The following is a 21,606-nucleotide window of genomic DNA, read 5'->3' on the forward strand; positions in this document are numbered from 1 at the left end:
AAATAACGAATCCGAATTCTTGACTGGACAAAACTATCAAAATAGCAACACATTACCAATAACCACTAAGTTCAAATCTTTATAAAACCCTAAAAAGCAAACAGAAAACAAAAACATCAAAATATACCAAATAGCAAGATAATCCATAAAATCACAAAATAATTCATTTGTCATTTGCTCATTTGGTGCTAGATTTGCCTTCAAGTATAACCCCATAAACCTAAACACATGAATAAAAGGTTCATTTTCGGCATCACACTCATCTCTGCACTCGGAGGCCTGCTCTTTGGGTACGACTGGGTAGTCATTGGCGGTGCCAAACCTTTTTACGAACGTTTTTTCGACATTGTCAACTCACCAACCCTTCAGGGATGGGCCATGAGCAGCGCCCTAATCGGCTGCTTATTTGGAGCGCTGTCCTCCGGATTCATTTCCGATCGCTTCGGACGGAAACCATCGCTGATTTGCGCTGCTGCTCTGTTTACCATTTCTGCTTTGGGAACGGGCTATGTTTCTCAATTTACCCCATTTATCATCTTCCGGCTGGTAGGTGGGCTTGGCATTGGATTAGCGTCTGCTATTTCGCCTGTTTACATTGCAGAAATTGCTCCGGCAGCAACGCGAGGGCGCCTGGTTTCAGTCAACCAACTTACCATCGTCATTGGAATTTTGCTAGCGCAAATAATCAATTTGCTTATTGCTGACAAAGTTGATCCGGGAGCTTCTGATCAGGCAATCCTGAATTCCTGGAATGGGCAATGGGGATGGCGCTGGATGTTTTGGGCTGAACTGGCTCCGGCTTTACTGTTTTTCATTTTGGCATTCTTCATTCCGGAAAGTCCGCGCTTCCTTCTTAAGAAAGGAGATAATGCCGAAGCTCGAAAAATTCTATCACGCATTGGAGGCGCTGATTATGCCCGGCAGGAAGAAGCTAGCATCAACGAATCCTTTACCGAGCACTCCTCCCGAATCAACTGGAGCAAACTCCGTTCAAAAAAAATACGCCCAATACTTGTCATTGGCATTGTTCTGGCGGCATTCCAGCAATGGTGCGGAATCAATGTCATTTTCAACTATGCTGAAGAGGTGTTTACCTCCGCCGGCTACTCGTTGAATGACATGCTGTTCAATATTGTTGTTACCGGAACAGTTAACCTGCTTTTCACCCTGCTTGCCATGCGGGTTGTTGACAGCTGGGGACGCCGAAAACTACTATTGACCGGATCTTTGGGATTAGCCGTCATCTACCTGACCATGGGCATTTGTTTCTTTCTTGAATTGAAAGGCCTGGCTATTTTAAGCCTTGTATTGCTGGCGATTGCCACTTATGCCATGACCCTTGCACCGGTTACCTGGGTGGTTCTTTCCGAGATCTTCCCAAACAGCATTCGGGGAGCAGCCATGGCTATCGCCACCATGTCGCTTTGGATTGCCAGCTTTGTGCTCACCTATACTTTCCCAATACTGAATAAATGGCTAAATGCCAGTGGCACATTCTGGCTTTATGCCTTTATCTGCATCGCAGGGTTCCTGTTTATTCTGAAGAAACTGCCTGAAACCAAAGGAAAAAGTTTGGAAGAAATTGAAAAATTAGAGACTGAAAGTTAAACTTACTATTATACAAAACAGATGAAATACACGAACTTTATAATCTTTTTACTGATCATTTTTGCTACAGCCTGCCAACCTCACGCAGGTCAAAATCAGATTAATTTGGCTGGAAGCTGGCAATATGAACTGGATCCTGATGATAAAGGGATTCAAGAGGAATGGTACAACCGCAATTTTGAAGGTAGCCTGACTTTACCCGGCTCATTAACCACCAACAACATAGGCGATGACATATCAGTCAATACCCCATGGACCGGACTGATTGTGGACAGTTCCTATTTCAAAAGCCCGGAGTATGCAAAATATCGCGAACCGGGTAACATCAAAGTACCTTGCTGGCTTCAGCCCATAAAATATTACAAGGGAGCTGCCTGGTACCAGAAAGAAGTCAGCATTCCGGAAAGCTGGAAAGGACAAGCCATCGAACTATACCTGGAACGCTGCCATTGGGAAAGCCGGGTTTGGGTTGACGGGCAAGAAGCAGGCATGCAAAACTCGCTTGGAACTGCTCATCAATACGATTTAACCAGCATGCTAACTCCCGGCAAACACCGCCTGACCGTTTGCATTGACAACCGGACAAAAGCGGTTGATCCCGGATTAAACTCTCACTCTATTTCAGATCATACCCAATCAAACTGGAATGGCATGATTGGCGACTTATTACTAAAAGCTGAAGCGCCAACCCATATCAACAGCCTGCAAGCATTTCCAGACCTTGACACAAAATCATTCACCGTCAAAGCCACAGTGGTCAACACGGGATCAGTTACGCAAAAAGGAAATTTTAGCTTGAATGTACAGCCTCATAACTTCAAATCGAACGAAGACATTGCAACGGTAACCCAGGAATTGGAACTATTGCCCGGTGAAAATCAGGTAGAGCTTTCTTGCCAATTGGGAGAATCAGCTGCCTTGTGGGACGAATTCAATCCAAACCTGTACGAACTAGACCTTCAGTTACAAACAGAAGGCACTCAGTCCGGCAAAAGCATAATCACCGGTCTTCGCGAATTCAAGGTTGAAGGAAGCCGATTTGCCATTAACGGGCGTCCGACCTTTTTACGAGGAACTTTAGAATGTGCCATTTTCCCAAAAACAGGCTATCCGCCGTGCGATACCACTGAATGGAAACGGATTATGCGCATCGTAAAAGCTCACGGATTGAACCACATTCGATTTCATTCCTGGTGCCCACCCAAAGCTGCTTTCACTGCAGCCGATGAACTAGGTGTTTACCTTCAGGTAGAATGCTCTTCATGGGCTAATACCACGACGACCATCGGCGACGGAAAACCTATTGATGCCTACCTATGGGATGAAAGCAAGCGAATGGTTGAAGCCTATGGGAACCATCCATCATTTTGCCTGATGGCCTACGGAAACGAACCCGCCGGGAAAAATCAACGCGAGTTTTTATCCGATTTTGTCAACTATTGGACTGAAAAAGATTCCCGCCGTCTTTATACCGGAGCAGCTGCCTGGCCCGTTATCGAGGCCAACAACTACCACAATATCCCCGGTCCTCGGATTCAGGGTTGGGGTGAAGGGCTGCAGAGTATTATCAACAGTCAGCCACCTCGCAGCGACTATGACTGGCGCGACGACCTGACTACTGACGGCAAGCCGGTTGTCAGCCATGAGATTGGACAATGGTGTGCCTACCCCAATTTCAAAGAAATTGAAAAATATGATGGCGTACTGAAAGCCAAAAACTTTGAGATTTTCCAGGAAAAGCTGGAAGAACAAGGCATGATTCATTTGGCCGATAGCTTTTTGCTGGCTTCAGGAAAACTGCAAGCACTGTGCTACAAGGCCGACATTGAGGCAGCACTGAGAACCCCTGGATTTGCCGGATTCCAATTACTTGACCTGCACGATTTTCCGGGACAAGGAACGGCCCTGGTTGGAGTTTTAGATGCCTTTTGGGATGAAAAAGGCTATATCACTCCAGAAGAATACAGCCAGTTCTGTAACTCCATTGTTCCCTTGGCCCGCTTGAAAAAACATGTTTTCACGGCTGGCGATACCTTGCAAGCTTCTGTTGAAGTTGCCAATTTCAGTTCAGAGGCTCTAAACCAAGCCAAATCAGGCTGGACCTTAAAAACAACCGATGGTACCACCGTTGCCCAAGGAATTTTCAAACAACAAGATATTCCTATTGGCAACTGTTTCAAACTGGGACAGCTGAACTACGTTTTTAAAACAAGTGATTCGCCCAAACAACTCCGTCTGGAAGTTAGCATTGAAAATGCCATCAATCACTGGGATCTTTGGGTGTATCCCGCTAAAAAAACGCCTACTCCATCTGAAATTCTGGTTACCCGTCAACTCAACCGCCAAGCTATTGACCAACTTAACAATGGCGGAAAAGTTTTACTCAACTTGGGTAAGGGAACCGTGAAAGAAGGTTATGGAGGCGAAGTTGGACTTGGCTTTTCATCCATCTTTTGGAACACCGCATGGACCGTAGGGCAAAAACCGCATACCTTGGGCATTTTATGCAACCCAAGCCATCCGGCATTAAGCCAATTTCCAACAGAATATCACAGTAACTGGCAATGGTGGGATGCCGTTTCGCATGCCGATGCCATCAACATCAGCCAACTGAATGCGGATATTGAGCCAATTGTTCGAATCATTGACGATTGGGTGACGAATCGCCCACTGGCTCTATTGTTTGAAGTCACCGTTGGAAACGGCAAGCTCCTGGTTAGCAGTGCCGACTTAACCACTAACCTGCAAGAACGTCCTGCAGCCCAACAGCTTCGGACAAGCCTGGAGCAGTACATGCTAAGCGAACAATTCAACCCCAAGCAAAGCAGCAGCATTAAACAGCTCAAGAACCTACTACGCTAAATCAATTGGATATGAACTACAAACTACTACTCATACTACTTACTACCCTCTTCCTTGGGCCATTAACTCAAGCTCAGGAGAATCCACGTTCCCTTGCCGGAACGTGGTCGATCAAACTGGATCCGGATAACTTGGGCGAGCAAGAAAAATGGGCCGAAAGCTCATTCAATGGCACCATTCAACTTCCGGGCACAACGGACGAAGCTCAACTCGGAGAGAAAACTTCAGGTTCCGACTATGGCATTTTAACCCGGGCATACAAATACATTGGACCAGCCTGGTATCAACGGGAAATTGTCATTCCTAAAAGCCTACGCAATAAAAACATCGAACTGTTTTTGGAGCGCGTACTCTGGGAGTCTAAAGTATGGATTGACGGCAAACAATGCGACACACAGGATGGTCTCGGCGTGCCACATCGACACCAACTGGGTAAACTTAGCCCCGGAAAACACACGCTTACCGTGCGGGTTAATAACGACATGATTCACAACATTGGCGATAAAGGGCATACTTACAGCGAATATACCCAGTCGATCTGGAACGGCATTGTTGGTAAAATTGAACTTCGTGCGGCAGAGACTGTCCATATCGACCGGCTAAAAACATGGCCCGATGTCGATAAGAACGAACTGACCATTACTTTCGACACAGAAAATGAAGGAAAAGAAACGAAGGTAAACTATCATTTCCAACTAACTGATTTAAGCTCGGGAGAAGTGGTGCTTGACACCAAAGAAAAAGCCACAGCTTCCAGCGGTAGCAGTGACGCTTCCTTCAATTTCAAAATTGATCAACCGGTTAAGAAATGGGATGAGTTTACGCCTAACCTGTATGAACTTTCAGTTACTGTAGCCGCCGGGAAGGCTCGCGAAACACAGCAAACGCGTTTTGGCTTCCGAAAAGTGGGCCATTCAAAATCGAAAGTCCTGATCAACGACCAGCCGGTTTTCATGCGCGGAAACCTGGATTGTGTGCATTTCCCGCTAACGGGCTACCCTTCTTGTGATCCAGCCGAATGGGAGCGTATTTTCAAAATTTATAAGTCTTACGGACTCAATCATGTCCGCTTTCACTCCTGGTGTCCTCCCGAAGCTGCTTTTATTGCGGCCGACAAGCTAGGACTATACCTCCAAGCCGAAATCCTTTGGATTGACTGGTGGATGACCTCTGCCCCCGAAGATCGCCCGGATATGTACACCAAAGGCTTACCTGAAGGTTTGGGCAAAAATCCATCGGCTGATGCTTACGTACAGTCCGAAATGCAACGCATGCTTGACGCTTATGGAAACCACCCTTCCTTTACCATGTTCTGCATTGGCAACGAATTGGGGAACTCCGATTTTGACACCATGCAACAATGGGTTGAAAAGGCCAAAAATGAAGATAACCGCCGCCTGTATTCTGTTTCAACGGCCCGAAAAATTATGCCAGTTGACCAATACATGGCGACGCACAACATTCCTGGAGTAGGACGCACCTATGGCGTGAGCGGCTATACTACCGACTTCGATTTGGAAAAGCATTACGCGCAAGCCAACATTCCTATTATTGCACACGAAGTTGGCCAGTTTCCGGTTTACCCGCTTTGGAGCGAGATCGACAAATACACGGGCGTTTTAAAAGCCCGTAACCTCGAAGAGTGCCGTGAGTCGGCCCAAAAGAATCACCTGTTGGGTATGAACCGGCAGTTTCATGAGGCCAGTGGAGCCATCCAGGACCTGCTTTACAAAGCACACGTTGAGAACCTCTTTCGCACCGAGTCCTGCGCCGGCTTTCAACTTTTAAGCATGCAGGATTATCAGGGTCAAGGTGAAGCGCTGGTTGGCTGGCTCGATTGTTTTTGGGACGCCAAAGGCAATACTACTCCCGAAAGCTTCCGACGCTATTCCAACACCGTTGTTCCTTTAGCCCGATTCGAAAAATTTGTTTGGGAGAATCAGGAAAACTTTTCGGCTAAACTACAAGTAGCCAACTATGGACCTACCTCCCTTCAAACAACAGCAACCTGGCAGCTAACATCTGCTTTGGGACAATTGATTCAGCAAGGAACAATAGATGATTTTACCGTTAAGCGTGGTGTGCTGAAAACCATTGGAGAAGCAACATTCTCCTTTGATCAGATTCAGCAAGCCGGGAAATATACCTTCAGCATCACCTTAAACGGCACCGAGTTTTTCAATAGCTGGGATCTGTGGATTTACCCTCCGGTAACTCCCGAGCAGGAAGAAGTATTGACTGTTGACAAAATTACGCCTGAGGTACTAGAATTCTTGAAAAATGGCGGCAAAGTACTCTTGTATGCCAGCGAACTGGGCACCAGCACAACATCGCGCCCAATTTATTTCACGCCTCTTTTCTGGTCAAGCGTATTTTTTCCGGGACAGGCAAACTCAACCTTGGGCTTGTATGTCAACCAAGCGCATCCGGCACTTGCCGGATTCCCGACTGATAATTTCAGTCATTACCAATGGCAAACCATCAGCAAAGGCCGGTCTTTCGTACTGAATGATCACCCGAACCTACTTCCGGTAGCACAACCGATAAGCGATTTCCATATCAATGACAAGTTGGGATCCATCTTCGAATGCCAAGTTGGAACGGGTAAGCTGATGGTGTGTGGCTATGATATCTCGGATGACAGCAAGCCTGTTGCCCGTCAGCTAAAGCACAGTCTGCTGAGCTACATGAATCAAAGTAATTTCAATCCATCGTATCAACTGAGTGAGGATGAAATCGAAAAGCTCTTCTATTTTGTACAACCAGCCGTATCGCAAGCACCAGAAGGATTTGAAGACGCCATTTTGTATGTAAAGAGTGGCGCTAACCGGACAGCGACCGGATCAAAAGAATGGAAAAAAAGCTTCGATAAAATCCTGGTTCAAAAAGCAGGCTGCGATTATGATGTTGCAGCGCATGACACTTGGAATGATGGAAAAGAATCTGCTTGGACTGGTCGGGAAATGACGGTCAAACTAAAAACTCCAAACGGCATTATTGGCAACCTGTTTGTTCGTTTTACCGATCCGAACAAGCAAAACCGAGCCGGAACAATCTGGATTGAAGGCCGCGAAATGATGATCGACAACATTGGGCAAGATGGCAAATGGGTAAAATTGTTTGTCATGCGTGAAGATACCAATGACGGAGAAGTCGTGCTCAAAACCAAAGTTCAAAAAGGTGGAAACCTGATGATCAGCGAAATTGGATTAATCGCAGAATAAAGCTCAATGCTGATATCGAAAAAATTGAATCAATAAAATGAGAAAATTGAATTCATTAAATACTAAGATTAAATACCTTGCACTCACCCTACTGGTCTGCTTATCAAGCTATACCTTGCACGCACAAAGCATCGACTTGTCAAAAGCAGAAAAAGCAGGGATCATTGAAAAAAAGCTTACGAATGTAAAGCCTGATCAGCAAGGAATCATTGAATCGGATTTACTTATCCTGCCCGATTTTCAACGGGGCGTTTATTATTGCCCACATGTCGATAAACATGCCATTGGCAACCGTGTACTTGGCATTGACTTTGAAAACTTAGACCATTTAAGGTCACAACGTATCAAACTAAAAGCCAACCAACCATTTGAAGGCATCGATATGGGATCATTTATTTGCTTACAGCTAAATGATAACCGCTACCTATCGATCTTGGCCATGGCAGGCGAAAGTGCCTTTTCCACATTCACCATTCGTGAAGATGGAATGTGGGTTGATGCCGGAACGTTTGGTACGGCCAGCTTCTCAGGAATACTTCCTAAAATTGCCTATGCTTTTGGGGAAACGCCGCATGAGGCCAGCCTGAATGTTTGGGAAAAAGCACTGCAATCCCGCTCCTTAAAATCCAAAACAGCCTTACGTCAACACAAGGAATTTCCTGAGCCGTTCAAGTATACCGGCTATTGCACCTGGGAGCACATCCGCCGTAACATGAACACTGAAATTCTATCGGGGATGATCAAGGACATGGAAACAGCCGAAGTTCCGATCCGATGGATGTTGATTGACGATGGATACGAAGATCATGAAAACAACCACCTACTGAGCTTTCAACCCGACAAAGCTAAATTTTCAGATAGCTTTCAATCACTGAAAGATTTGAAAAGTGAAGATGGCGTTCGATGGATTGGACAATGGTGGCACATGGCTGGTTACTTTAAAGGGATTTCACCCAACCATCAAATCACCGAGTTAAACAACCACTTGTTTGAGTTACACGACGGTTTCATGGTACCCAAAACCAATCAAAAAAGTGCTGATATCTTCTACGAGACCAGAGCGAAAGAAATGGAAGAGGCCGGAATCGATTTCATAAAAGTGGATTTTCAAACCGATTTATTAAAAGAATACCAATCGCAACCCAATCCGGTTCAAGCGGCAAGCTACAATCATCGTGCATTGGAGAAAGCGTGGCAAGGGCATTTTGACGGACTGCTCAACTGCATTGCCCAACATCATCTCCACGTATTTAAACACGAAAAGAGTGCGACGATCCGGTCGGGAATTGACTACCACCGGGATGATGAAAACAACCGTTACATTGCCGTTCAGAACCTACGGAATTCAATTTACCTGGGCATGACTCACTGGTTGGATCACGACGCATTTATAAGTTCCTACCATACCGGCCAGTCAGGCGCCGAGCTACGTGCCGTATGTGGCAGTCCTATTTACGTATCGGAAGACATGGACAAAGTGAACTTTGAGAGCATCAAACCTGCCACTTGGAGCGATGGAGAGTTGATTCGACCACTGGCTCCCGGAACACTAACTCCCGAAGGATTTTTTAACGATCCAACAGAAACCGGACTTCGTGTAGTTGCCCCCTTAGAAGGTCAGGTTGCTACATTCTGGCTGGCCAATTTTCACAATGAGCAAGACTTGGAAATCAAGCTATCTCCGGAAGATTACCGATACGGAGGAACCATGATCCAACCCTACAAAGGATTATGGGAATCCCCCAAGGAAGGACTTGTTGCTTTTGACTACCACGAAGGGAAAGCCTGGAAAATGACAGAAACGTTCTCCACCAAATTACCCATGTGGAAAACTAAAATCATCCACTTGATTCCGGTTCAGGACGGATGGGCCATCATTGGTCGTCCTGACAAATATTTGTCGCCTGCCAGTTGTGAGATTGTAAAGCGCTCAGCCAAAAAAATTACCGTCAAACTAAAAGAGAGTGCTCCATTTCTTATTTGGCACGAAAAAGGGAAGTTAATTGCTGATAACGCAAGCGTGACTCAACTAGCTGAGAATCTTTATCGCATTGAGCCCACTTCGACACAAACAAGCATTACGATAAACAATAAGTAAACACAAAATACAAACAACGAGTCGCTTTTTGTAAAAGTAGCGGCGGACAGCCCTGGTATAATTTCGCAATTGGTTCTTTGGGAACCAACGGGCTAGATCCGCCTCAATCTTAACACGATACAGGACGAGGTATGTCCTATTGGCAACCTTTAAAACAATGAAAAACATGAACAATACAGCAAAAGCCTGGCGCGAACAGGTGATCATCCCAACCTACGGAATTGGGAAGCCGGAGAAAAATCCGATGTTCCTGGAAAAAAGAGTTTACCAGGGAAGTAGCGGCGTTGTCTATCCCTATCCTGTCATTGAAAAAATACTGGATGAAAAAGAGGATAAAGTATGGAATGCCATTTATTTGGAAAACCAATACATCAAAATCATGATTCTCCCCGAACTGGGAGGTCGCATCCAGATGGCTTACGACAAGACCAAACAACGTCACTTTGTTTATTACAATCAAGTGATTAAACCTGCTTTGGTTGGTTTAACCGGCCCGTGGATTTCCGGCGGGATTGAGTTTAACTGGCCCCAGCACCATCGCCCAACCACCTACGATCCCACAGATTCCTGCATCGAAGAGAATGAGGATGGAAGTGTTACCGTTTGGTGTCATGAGCTGGAACGTATGTTTCGCACAAAAGGGATGGCCGGATTCACGCTTTACCCGGACAAAGCTTACCTTGAAATCAAGGTGAAGCTTTCCAACCCCACTCCTCACCCACAGACCTTCTTGTGGTGGGCCAATCCGGCCGTAAAAGTGAATGACGACTATCAATCCGTCTTCCCGCCTGATGTAAACGCCGTGTTTGACCATGGTAAGCGTGATGTTTCCAGCTTCCCGATTGCGACCGGCACTTACTACAAAGTTGATTACTCTGCCGGAGTGGATATTTCGCGTTACAAAAATATTCCGGTGCCGACCAGCTACATGGCCATCACCTCGAAATACAACTTCGTGGGTGGTTACGAAAACGACAGTAAAGGAGGCCTGCTTCATGTGGCCGATCACCATCAATCGCCCGGAAAAAAACAATGGACCTGGGGTAATGGAGACTTTGGACAAGCCTGGGATCGTAACCTCACCGACGAGGACGGCCCTTACATTGAGTTGATGTGCGGGGTTTATACCGACAACCAACCTGATTTTACCTGGCTGCAACCTTATGAGGAGAAAAGTTTCAAGCAATATTTTATGCCTTACCGCGACTTGGGTATGGTTAAAAATGCCACCAAAGAGGCCATGCTCAACCTGGAGTCGGAAAACGGAACAACCCGCATCCGGGTTTACGCAACCGCCAACTATCCGGGAGCGAAAATCCGCCTTAAAAGTTCGGGCAAGCTGATCTTCGAACAAATCGTTGACCTTTCACCAGAAACCAGTTTCGACACAAGCATTGAGGCTACCATTTGTCCTGAAGATGCTTACCTTTCGGTAACCGATTCCAAGGGTGCTATTTTGGTTGATTGGAAAACCGAAAAAGAAGAATTAAAACCAGTTCCGGATCCGGCCCAAGCAGCCAAAGATCCGGAAGACATTCATTCGATTGAACAACTTTACCTTCGTGGCTTGCATCTGGAGCAGTACCGTCATGCCACCTATTGCCCAACAGATTATTACCTGGAAGCACTCAAAAGAGAACCAGGTAATGTCCGAAACAACAATGCCATGGGCTTGTGGCTCCTGCGCCGGGGACAATTTGCCCAGGCTGAACCATATTTCCGCCAAGCCGTTGAGACCCTGACCGAGCGCAATCCGAATCCTTACGACGGAGAGCCCTTATACAACCTGGGAGTTTGTCTGCGGATGCAAGGTAAATTAGATGAAGCCTACGATGCATTTTTCAAAGCCACATGGAATGGCGCCTGGCAGGACAGCGGCTTCTTCCAGGCAGCTCAAATCGATGCAGTACGCGGAGATTATGAGAAGGCGCTGGAACTATGCGACCGCTCTCTTTGGAGAAACTGGCTAAATCAAAAAGCCCGCCACCTGAAGATCGCCTTACTCCGGAAACTCAATAAAAAAGAGGCAGCGCTAAAACTCGCTGAAGAATCGCTTGAGATGGACCGTTTCAGCTTTGGTATTTTATACGAAAAATACCTGCTTCTGAACGATCCTACGATTCTAGAAGAAATGCAAGCTTTAATTCGTGATAATGTACACAACTACATCGAGTTTTCGCTAAACTATGGTATGGCAGGTTTTTATTCCGAAGCAATTGATTTTATTTCACTTTACATAGATAAACACCAAGCAGCCTACCCTATGGCCTGGTATTTTAAAGGTTATTATCTGCTCAAATCAGGCCAGGCAAAAGAAGCAAAAGCAGCTTTTGAAAAAGCTTCGCAGATGCAACCCGACTATTGCTTCCCGAATAAACTGGAAGAACTGTTGGCTTTGCAAGAAGCCGTAACCATTTGTCCTGAAGATGCTAAAGCCTGGTATTACATGGGGAACTTCTGGTACGGAGTTCGTCAACATGCTGAGGCACTCAAATGCTGGGAGCAGTCAACAACTTTAGACGACTCATTTCCAACCGTCCACCGAAACCTGGCTCTGGCTTACTACAACAAGCAACAGAACCCGCAAGCGGCCAAAGAAGCTTTGGAAAAAGCCTTCAAGCTGGATACTTCCGATTCTCGTGTACTCATGGAGCTGGATCAGCTTTATAAAAAGCTGGGGGTTCCTGCAAACGAGCGCTTAAGCTTGCTGGAAAAATATCCGGACTTGGTCGACTTCCGGGATGACCTATACCTGGAGCGTGCGACCTTATACAACCTGCTTGGGCAAGAAGAAAAAGCCCTGGACTTAATCATGAAACGCAAGTTCCACCCTTGGGAAGGAGGCGAAGGAAAAGTAACCGGGCAATATTTGTTCAGCCATATTGAACTGGCCAAGAAAGCCATTAAGCAAGGGGCATTCTCAGAGGCTATCCCACTTCTTGAAGCATGCTTTGCGTATCCTCATAATCTGGGGGAAGGCAAACTGGCCGGAGCACAGGAAAATGACATCAACTATTGGCTTGGTTGCGCCTATGCAGGCATGGGAGAAACAGCAAAAGCCCAGGCAGCGTGGGAGCAGGCAGCTATTGGCTTGGCCGAACCATCAGCAGCCATGTACTACAACGACCAGCAACCGGATAAAATCTTTTACCAAGGTTTGGCTCTTCGCCAATTAGGCCGGATGGAAGAAGCCAATGGGCGTTTCAACAAATTGCTGAAGTACGGTGAGAAGCAACTGTTCATTCCTTTCAAAATGGACTATTTTGCCGTTTCCCTTCCCGACCTGCTCATCTTTGAAGATGACCTTCAAAAAAGGCACGAGTTGCATTGTCATTACCTGATGGGATTGGGGAACCTGGGACTTGGCAACATTGAAAAAGCACAACAGGCTTTTGATCTCATCCTGCAGTCCGACCCCATGCATATCGGAGCAATAACCAGTTTACAGTTAGTCAAAAAAGAACTGTTCGTATGATGACCAACCCCATACAATCAAAAGGAAACCTCCCAAAGAGTCTTCTCTTTGGGGGGCTTGCTGCACTTGGCATAATGCCACAGCAAGGAATTTCAGCAGAAAAAGGGAAAGAACAGCCCAATGTTATTGTCATACTGACTGATGATGTTGGCTACGGCGACTTGGGCTGCTATGGTGCTACCAAAGTAAAAACACCCAACATTGACCAATTGGCAAGTGAAGGTATCCGCTTTACCAGTGCTTATGCACCGGCTTCAACCTGCACGCCTAGTCGTTTTTCACTCATTACCGGACAATATGCCTGGCGTAAAAATGCAGGAATTTTGCCTGGCGATGCTCCCATGTTAATCAAACCGGATGAACTTACCCTGCCAGCTTTTATGCAAAAGCAAGGTTACACAACGGCTTGTGTGGGCAAGTGGCATCTGGGCTTAGGTGAAGGGAATCCGGATTTTAATCAGCAAATTAAACCGGGGCTGCAAACCATTGGTTTTGACTATTCCTTCATCATTCCGGCAACCAATGACCGGGTGCCTTGCGTTTACCTGGAGAATGATCAGGTGGTTGGTCTTGAGGCCAATGATCCGATTCAGGTAAGTTTTAAAGGACCTGTTGGCAACTGGCCTACCGGGAAAGAGCATCCGGAGCTACTCAAGCTCATGTACCTGCACGGTCACGATCAAACCATTGTGAATGGCATCAGCCGGATTGGCTACATGACCGGTGGAAAGAATGCCCTTTGGGTGGATGAGCACATGTCGGAAGACATAACCAGCAAAGCCGTTGAGTTTATTCAAAAGAATAAAGATCAAGCCTTCTTTCTGTACTTTGCACCACATACCATTCATGAACCACGCGTGCCCAATGCTCAGTTTAAAGGCTCCAGTGAATGCGGGGTTTATGGCGATGTGTTGCAGGAAATGGACTGGTCAGTAGGGCAAATCATGCAAGCCCTTAAAGAAAATGGGCTTGACGAAAATACGCTGGTTATTTTCTCCAGCGACAATGGGCCCCGTGTTGAAGAAGGCTACCGGGATGGCGGTTTAGCTAATTTGAATGGCCATGATCCGGCCGGCGGGTTGCGTGGCGGAAAGTATACCTTATTTGAAGGCGGAACACGAATGCCATTGATCTCACGATGGAAAGGAACCATCAAACCCGGAACATCGGACGCTATTCTTGGTTACATTGACCTTTTCGCCTCGTTTGCAGAGTTGACCCACTACAAGCTTGAAAAAGGAGAAGCCCCGGATAGCCGGACTGCACTGGATGTTATTCTGGGAAAACGCAGCAAAACGCGCCACAACGAAGTGCTCACTCAAAATAATTCCGGCACCAATGCAATCCGAAAAGGCGATTGGAAATTCATTCCTCAACAAAAAGGAACATCCCAGCCAATGCTTTTTAACTTGAAGCAAGATGTTGCTGAGACCACCAATTTAAGCGAGCAGTACCCCAAAAAGTTGGAGGAATTTGAGACCATTCTGGAAACAGTAAAACAAGGGAAAGGCTACCGGTAAACACTGGCAAGCGAGGCCAATCAACAGGCAATAAAGCCGACTTTTACGATTGATCAGCAGCAATAAAAAAGGGAGCATTAGTTAAATAACTGATGCTCCCTTTTCCATTTTACAGCTTAATGTGTTTTTTTAGTTCCAGCAATAACGCCACATCTTGATCTCTCAGCCGCCCCTCCCGATTGGGCGGACAATTCAAGATCAGAATGTTATCCCGCGCTGTTGCTTGCTCGTACAGCTTTACCAACTCATCAATCGACTTAAACGTGGTATCTGTTGTGTTGTAAAACCAACGCTGACTAATACATACCGTAGATTCCCACGGCATGTAATACCGTTTACCATCGTGCGTAAATACCTTCGGGTCATTCGCTACCGGCAAGTACGGATCGCCCAGGCGGAAATCGCTGGGGAAATAGCGAATGGGGTATCCTTCTTTTTGATCCTTTGGATATACGGGGTGATGATCGGGATTTTCGGGCAGCCCAATTGTCCAGTTGATTCCTACCTGACATTGTGGCTCGCGCGATTTGATTGTTTGGTATATTTCCTTCAAAGGCCATCGATGATTTGCCTTAGTCCATCCACCATCAAACCAAAATTCGACAATAGGAGTGTATTTCTCTGTTATGTCCATCAACTCATTTAGCTGATTAATCATGTAGGTATTATACGATTTATCAAGAAGCGTATTTTCCTTGTATAACTGGGGGTGTTTATCATTCAGATAACCATTCCCATTTTCCTTTCGATCCCACAGCGAATAGTACAAGCCCAGGCCGATATCGTATTTCTGACACGCTTTGGCTACGGCTTCAACAACATTGGTGGTGTTCCCCGAATTCGCCACATCGTACCCGGTATATTCGCTATTCCACAGGCAGAAGCCATCATGATGCTTGGTTATCAGGATCACATATTTCATTCCGGCATCTTTGGCCGTTTTAATCCATTGGTCCGCATCAATCGCAGTTGGTTGATACGATTCAACAGGCTTCGATCCATCCGTCCATTCCATGTCATGAAACGTATTGATTCCGAAATGGATGAACATGCCATACTTCCGCTCAATTTGCTCAAGTTGGTGTTTATTGGGCTTTTCAGAAGGAACAGGCCATACGTCTTTCAAAGATTTCTGCCCCATACTGGCTGTTGCTGCAACCAGAACAGTGCAAAGTGTAAACAAGATTCGTTTCATCGTCAGGTAGATTAATTCATTAATTGCATGTTTGAATCCAAGCGATAGCTTTGACCTTTCTCCGTTTGCTCCAGCTCAATCATTTGATCTCCATACTTCAGTTTTACCGGCAAGCCATTCAGCGATGTTATTGTTGCCTGGGTCAATTGACCGTTTTGCCAGTCAATAGCCACGATGAAGCCACCCCGAGCTTTTAATCCTTCAACTTTACCCGTTGGCCAGGCAGAAGGTAAGGCTGGCAGCAAGTCGATATACCCCGCATGACTTTGAAGTAGCATTTCGGCAATACCGGCCGTTGAACCAAAGTTAGCATCCATCTGGAATGGTGGATGTTGCCCGAATAAGTTTGGGGAAGTACTCTTGGCCAATACCGTGTTCAAGCTTTCCTTGGCTTTGTCACCATCATGCAGACGCGCATATTGATTAATCAACCAGGCTGCACTCCAGCCCGTGTGCCCTCCTCCATTGGCAATGCGATGATCCAAAGACTTACGAGCTGCTTCCATCAACTCGGGAGCGTTTTCAAAATTAATCTGAGCACCCGGATGCATGGCAAACAAATGCGAAATATGGCGATGCCCAGGCTCAACCTCCGGGAACTCTTCAGCCCACTCCATCAATCGACCATCCGACCCCACTTTTGATCCGGCCAGTTTCGCTTGTGCTTTTGCTACTTTGCCTACCAGTTCCTTTTCAATGCCTAAAATCTGCGAAGCATGCACGTAATCGGCAAACAACTGCCAGATTACTTGCTGGTCGTGCGTTGGCCCCATGCTAATTTGACTGCGGCTTCCATCCGGCGCAATAAACGTATTCTCCGGTGAAACAGCCGGACCTGATACCAGTTTCCCAGTTTCTTGATCTTCAACCAGCCAATCCAGGTAAAATAAGACTGAACCTTCAAGTACGGGATACAGGCGCTTTAAGAAAGCCTCATCTCCGGTGAAAGCGTAATGCTCAAAAATATGGGTACTGATCCAGGCTCCACCTCCGGAGTGCAAGCCCCAGCTGGCCATTTCGCCCGGCGAGGTATAGCCCCAAACGTTTGAAACCGGATGAACCACCCAGCCATTCATCTGGTATTGAACTTGGGCTGTTTTTTCTCCCGGCTCCGAGATCATTTCAATAAAATCAAACAAGGGCAGGTGCATTTCCGAAAGGTTGGTCACCTCTACCGGCCAGTAATTCATTTGCACATTCACATCGGTATGGTAATCGCCATTCCAGGGCGTTTGAATTTTGTTGGCCCAAAGACCTTGCAAATTAGCCGGCAAGGTTCCGGGGCGTGAGGACGCAATCATCAGGTAACGACCATATTGAAACAACAACTCAGCCAGGTGTGGATCATTTTTTGTTTCCTTGAAGGCCGCCAATCGCTCATTTGTTGGGATAGCGGTCACTTCTTCCGGTGTAATGTCCAAACTCACCCGGTTAAAATAGCTTTGATATTCATCCAGATGGGCTTGTTTCAATTTCGGATAGCTCTTTTCAGAAGCGGCTTGCAGTCGTTGGCTCGTTAAGGCTGCATAGTCGCGCCCTTTGAACAGGGGATAATCCAACACATAATCCGTGGAGGCGGCTAATAAAAGCGTTACTTCGTCGGCATCCTTAACCGTCAACCCATCATCGCCAGAGCTAACTGCTCCCCCTTTAGTGATGGCTTTTAAGCGAGCCATATAGTGCAAGTTTTCGCCTCCCTTACCATCACTAAGCGCTCCGCTCATGATCAACTCATCGCCTTCAGCGTAAGTTTTGAAACGCTCCGGACGATCCAGTTCACAACTAAAAGAAAGCTGTCCGGGTTTGTCTGCCGTTAAACGAACAACCATCACCTGATCAGGTTGACTAACGAAAACTTCGCGTTGGAAAGTCACCCCATCCTGAACGTAAGTCACGCGGGCAATCGCATCCGTTAAATCCAACTCACGATAATAGCTTTCATAGGGCAGCTTTTTGTCAAAGTCGATGCGTAAATCGCCCAGTGTTTGGAAACATCCAAAAGGGACTTCTGCCCCATTGCCATGCCCGGTCCCTTTCCCTTGACAGATTTGGGTCTGGTTGGTTAATGCGGTCGCCTCTTTGTACTTTCCATCATTCAACAAACCACGAATCTCACCGAGGTATTTACTTGCCTCCGGGTTGTCATTTTCATCCACACTTCCCGACCACATGCTCTCTTCGCTTAGCTGAATGCGCTCCTGGTGAACATCGCCAAAAACCATGGCACCCAGAGAGCCATTTCCCAACGGTAAAGCACTTAACCACTGAGGATCATCTTTCCATCCATTGGGATCATCGGCAACCGTAGCATCTGCCGGTTGATCGTACCAAATTTTAACAGGCTCTTTGGGCGGCTTCGTAAAGGAAACACAGAGCAGGGAAACGAGTAGTGTAAAAACATTCATTGAGTTTTTCATAAGTAGTAGTAATAATAGATTATTTGATTTTCAGATTTTAGACATTTATCGTGTATGGGTTTTGATTCAATTAGCTGGTAGTAGTCTGGCCATGCGATGCCCCTTCTGGAGCCACGAACTGTAAGAACTGCTCAAAATATGAAATAAGTTCAGGCACTTTGCTGCGAGGGGGTTGGATGCTTAATTGCTATGGGGTCTTTTTTTCAATTTAATCGCTACTAAGAAATTTACAGAAACGATCTTGTCATTCTGTTTTGCAGGTTCCCAATCTGGCATTAAATAAATCACTCTCTCTATTTCTTCTCCAATTGGTGTTGAATCGATGTTGGTTCTACGTCCAAAATAGTTCTCGAAAACACAAAGGTTTTCAACATGTCCTTTTGCATTAATATGCAACATCGCATGAATTGGATTACTCGTAATTTCCTTAGCCTCTGGCAAATTAACATTATCCTGAATAAACGTATTCATCGCGTCCGCTCCTCCAGGATATTTCGGAACTTCGGTTACCATTACAGCAGGAATACTTCCATCGGCAATAGAATCGCAAAAAGATTTGATAGTCGTTACACTTTGCCCCTTGGTTATTGTGACAAAACAAGCAACTATGAGCATTAAAATTATTTTTTTCATATTTTAGGTGTTAGTGATCTTAGCTAAAAATGCCCCATAACGGAGGTGGTAGATGAGATCGGATTCCTGTTTTGCAGTTGGCATACTAACGAGTCCCGCCCTGCATTATCTACATTGTTACTATTTCATTGTTCTTATTTTTCCAGATGTTCTTTTAGTTCTTCTCTCAGTTTGTGAAAATATTCAAGTTTTTGAGCGATTATTTCTTTCTCTGATAGTCGTTTGCGTATTGTAGTTGGTGTATCAAAATCATCTGAAATTATTTCTATTGAAATTATATCCCCTTTGTTTAAGCTATTACGATGCCAATCAACGTGTTCATTGGTATCTGAATTTAATCCCCCAATTGAAATATCTAATTCTTCCGAATCATCATTTTTTCGTCTAACAGAATTAAGTATACAGGAAACAACCGAGTTGGCATTTTCAAATCCTGCTCTACAAATAATTTCATCATTTATACAAACCTTAAAGCCAAATATTTTTTTCATATTCAATCTCATTTTGAGGGATTCTCAATGTATTATTCAATTATTATTCTCAAAATATAAAGAAGCACTGCAACTGTAATAGATGCCCTTAGGATATTAAAAAGTATTTTAGGAATCAATACTTTGATACTATTTACTATCCCCATTGAGGCAAGCATTACAAAAAGAAAATAGTCTTGACCTTTTTGCCAGAAATATATTGATGATGATATAAATACGATTGAAAATACTAACCAAAAAATGTCAATCTTCTTTATCGCTGAATTTGCTAGATTCATATTTCTGATTTTAAATTATTTTGAAAAAATTTGAATTTTCGGTTTTTTCACAATGAATGGTAACGTTTATATGATCTCCCATATCTTCGAGCTTATTGAATAAATCACTTTAAATATAGAAAATATAGTTCGGCATCTTTAATTTTTGGATAACATATTAACCACCGGATTTTAGATTTACCCCAGCTTGCTCCACCTTACCGCTTGGCCCAAACAAGGGGGCTGTTCGTTTCAGTTTGTCACGCATTTCACTAGCTTGTTTAACCAAGCGCAAATCCTTTCTCTCTGGCATTTTTCATTCCTCAGCCCACTTGCCCCGCCAACTGCACCTTTCAGAAGAATCGCCCAACCTAAAAACATGCTAATCAACTGACTAACAGACCTCCCCATTGACCACTGGCAAGCTTTTGTTCGGAAACATTTGGTTGCCGGGCACCGCTGGCAAGCTTTTGCACGGAAACATTTTGCTGCCGGGCACCGCTGGCAAGCTTTTGCTCGGAAACATTTTGCTGCCGGGCACCGCTGGCAAGCCTTTGCTCGGAAACATTTGGTTGCCGGGCATCGCTGGCAAGCTTTTGTTCGTGAACATTTTGCTGCCGGGCACTGCTGGCAAGCTTTTGCTCGGAAACATTTTGCTGCCGGGCACCGCTGGCAAGCCTCCGAATTTCAAGCTTGTGGTGCCACGGATCAAGGGCAAGCTTAAAAAAAATAACCGACCTTTCCCCCGGGTTAGGGGCATCCAGCTGTATCGGATTCATTTTATGTTCTACAAAACATTTTTGCACTTGACTTGAAAATCAGATTGTTGTAATTTTAGTTGAACAAAAGTAATAGGCTTGTTTTATCACCCCTCCAATAGCCTTATAAGCTTTCTAATTAACACTAAAACGAAACAGATCATGGAATTCATTCAAGCAATCAACCTGCCGCGCATGCGCAACAACGAACATTACCAGTTTATGAGTGAGGTGGACAAAGCCATCAACAAGGCCACACCGGCTGCTTTGCAGCTTGAGGGTGTCTATCCCGACTTTGCGGGTGGGCTGGCCCGTTTAAACGGAAGTTTATTGATTGACCCCGGGAGTGTAAAAACCGAAGAAATTGCCACGGTGGATGTCAGCCGCGACCGCACCTGGAGCGCCCTGAACGAACGGGTGAAATCGTCGTTGTTAAGTCCCATTGAGGCTGAAGTTGAAAGTGCCAAAGCCATCAAACGTATTTTTGATCTGTATGGCAACGTGCGGAGTTTGTCGTACAACGAAGAGAGTGCGGCCATTAGCAACCTGGTTGAGGATTTGGAGAAAAATCAAAATGCAGCGCATTGCGCTACCCTTGGGATCACCAATTGGGTGAGTGCATTGAAACAACAGAACCTCGATTTTCAGGCGCTGATCGATTCACGCAACCTTGAACTGGCCAACAAGGACAGTGGCGATGTAAAAGCCCTGCGCGACGAGCTGGACCCGATTTACCAAAACATCGCCAAGCGGATTAATGCACAGGTAACGCTCGAAATAGCCACACCTGCAGTCGAAGCCTTTATTCGCGAGCTGAATCAACGGATTAAATACTACAACGAAACAATAACTGCCCGCGACGGACGGACCAGAGTTGCCGAGGAGGACAGCCCGGTGGAACCCCTGGTGGAATAACAAACAACGCATTATCTGAAAGGCATCTGAAAAGGTGCCTTTTTTATGCGCAGGAGAACGGGACTGGAAGTGAGCAGGGAGAGATCCTGAACCAAGTTCAGAAAGACGCTAAAACCCGATGAAGGCACGAATTCCAATTATCGCCAAAAGGAC

Annotated in this window: 14 protein-coding genes; 8 read left to right on the top strand and 6 right to left on the bottom strand. The window is 45.7% G+C overall.

Translation table 11 applies throughout. The features are described from left to right. The first annotated feature begins 228 nt into the window (after window positions 1–228). The 6 genes from Q1A18_RS12290 to Q1A18_RS12315 all read left to right on the top strand — a co-directional run bounded on the left by Q1A18_RS12290 (window position 229) and on the right by Q1A18_RS12315 (window position 14,787). Complete coding sequence (locus tag Q1A18_RS12290; protein ID WP_299580406.1) at window positions 229–1,608, top strand: sugar porter family MFS transporter; 1,380 nt, start codon at window positions 229–231, stop codon at window positions 1,606–1,608. Window positions 1,609–1,629: 21 nt separating this feature from the next. After that, complete coding sequence (locus Q1A18_RS12295) at window positions 1,630–4,470, top strand: sugar-binding domain-containing protein (protein ID WP_299580409.1); 2,841 nt, start codon at window positions 1,630–1,632, stop codon at window positions 4,468–4,470. An 11-nt stretch (window positions 4,471–4,481) separates the two neighbouring features. Further along, the gene (locus Q1A18_RS12300; RefSeq protein WP_299580412.1) at window positions 4,482–7,694 is read left to right on the top strand and encodes a sugar-binding domain-containing protein; all 3,213 of its coding nucleotides are present in this window, start codon (window positions 4,482–4,484) and stop codon (window positions 7,692–7,694) included. 37 nt (window positions 7,695–7,731) lie between these two features. Continuing rightward, a complete protein-coding gene (locus Q1A18_RS12305) occupies window positions 7,732–9,792 on the top strand; it encodes a Sip1-related alpha-galactosidase (RefSeq protein ID WP_299580417.1) in 2,061 nt (686 codons plus the stop codon). A 166-nt stretch (window positions 9,793–9,958) separates the two neighbouring features. Beyond that, on the top strand, window positions 9,959–13,267 hold the full coding sequence (locus Q1A18_RS12310) for a DUF5107 domain-containing protein (protein ID WP_299580420.1): 3,309 nt from the start codon (window positions 9,959–9,961) through the stop codon (window positions 13,265–13,267). A 74-nt stretch (window positions 13,268–13,341) separates the two neighbouring features. Next, window positions 13,342–14,787, top strand: a complete 1,446-nt coding sequence (locus tag Q1A18_RS12315; RefSeq protein WP_299580423.1) for an arylsulfatase — start codon at window positions 13,342–13,344, stop codon at window positions 14,785–14,787. Window positions 14,788–14,896: 109 nt separating this feature from the next. Here the strand turns inward: Q1A18_RS12315 and Q1A18_RS12320 are convergent, their stop codons facing one another. The 6 genes from Q1A18_RS12320 to Q1A18_RS12345 form a co-directional block, all read right to left on the bottom strand. After that, the gene (locus Q1A18_RS12320; protein WP_299580426.1) at window positions 14,897–15,982 is read right to left on the bottom strand and encodes an alpha-L-fucosidase; all 1,086 of its coding nucleotides are present in this window, start codon (window positions 15,980–15,982) and stop codon (window positions 14,897–14,899) included. An 11-nt stretch (window positions 15,983–15,993) separates the two neighbouring features. Next, window positions 15,994–18,399: a glycoside hydrolase family 95 protein gene (locus Q1A18_RS12325; protein ID WP_299580429.1), complete on the bottom strand. Its 2,406-nt coding sequence runs from the start codon at window positions 18,397–18,399 to the stop codon at window positions 15,994–15,996. A gap of 180 nt (window positions 18,400–18,579) precedes the next feature. Continuing rightward, window positions 18,580–19,032, bottom strand: a complete 453-nt coding sequence (locus Q1A18_RS12330) for a hypothetical protein (protein WP_299580432.1) — start codon at window positions 19,030–19,032, stop codon at window positions 18,580–18,582. Window positions 19,033–19,166: 134 nt separating this feature from the next. Continuing rightward, window positions 19,167–19,523 carry a hypothetical protein gene (locus tag Q1A18_RS12335; protein WP_299580435.1) on the bottom strand — a complete coding sequence of 119 codons (357 nt, stop codon included), beginning with the start codon at window positions 19,521–19,523 and terminating at the stop codon, window positions 19,167–19,169. 32 nt (window positions 19,524–19,555) lie between these two features. Next, window positions 19,556–19,801 (bottom strand): hypothetical protein, encoded by a 246-nt coding sequence (locus Q1A18_RS12340; protein WP_299580438.1) that lies wholly within the window; start codon window positions 19,799–19,801, stop codon window positions 19,556–19,558. A gap of 157 nt (window positions 19,802–19,958) precedes the next feature. Continuing rightward, window positions 19,959–20,093, bottom strand: a complete 135-nt coding sequence (locus tag Q1A18_RS12345; RefSeq protein ID WP_299580441.1) for a hypothetical protein — start codon at window positions 20,091–20,093, stop codon at window positions 19,959–19,961. Window positions 20,094–20,190: 97 nt separating this feature from the next. On the opposite strand from Q1A18_RS12345, the gene Q1A18_RS12350 reads away from it, so the two are divergent. Both Q1A18_RS12350 and Q1A18_RS12355 read left to right on the top strand, forming a co-directional pair. Next, window positions 20,191–20,595, top strand: a complete 405-nt coding sequence (locus tag Q1A18_RS12350) for a hypothetical protein (RefSeq protein ID WP_299580444.1) — start codon at window positions 20,191–20,193, stop codon at window positions 20,593–20,595. A 105-nt stretch (window positions 20,596–20,700) separates the two neighbouring features. Further along, window positions 20,701–21,453 (top strand): DUF6261 family protein, encoded by a 753-nt coding sequence (locus Q1A18_RS12355; protein WP_299580448.1) that lies wholly within the window; start codon window positions 20,701–20,703, stop codon window positions 21,451–21,453. The last annotated feature ends 153 nt before the right edge of the window (window positions 21,454–21,606 follow it).

It is taken from the genome of uncultured Sunxiuqinia sp. (genome assembly GCF_947495665.1).
Lineage (GTDB): Bacteria > Bacteroidota > Bacteroidia > Bacteroidales > Prolixibacteraceae > Sunxiuqinia > Sunxiuqinia rutila.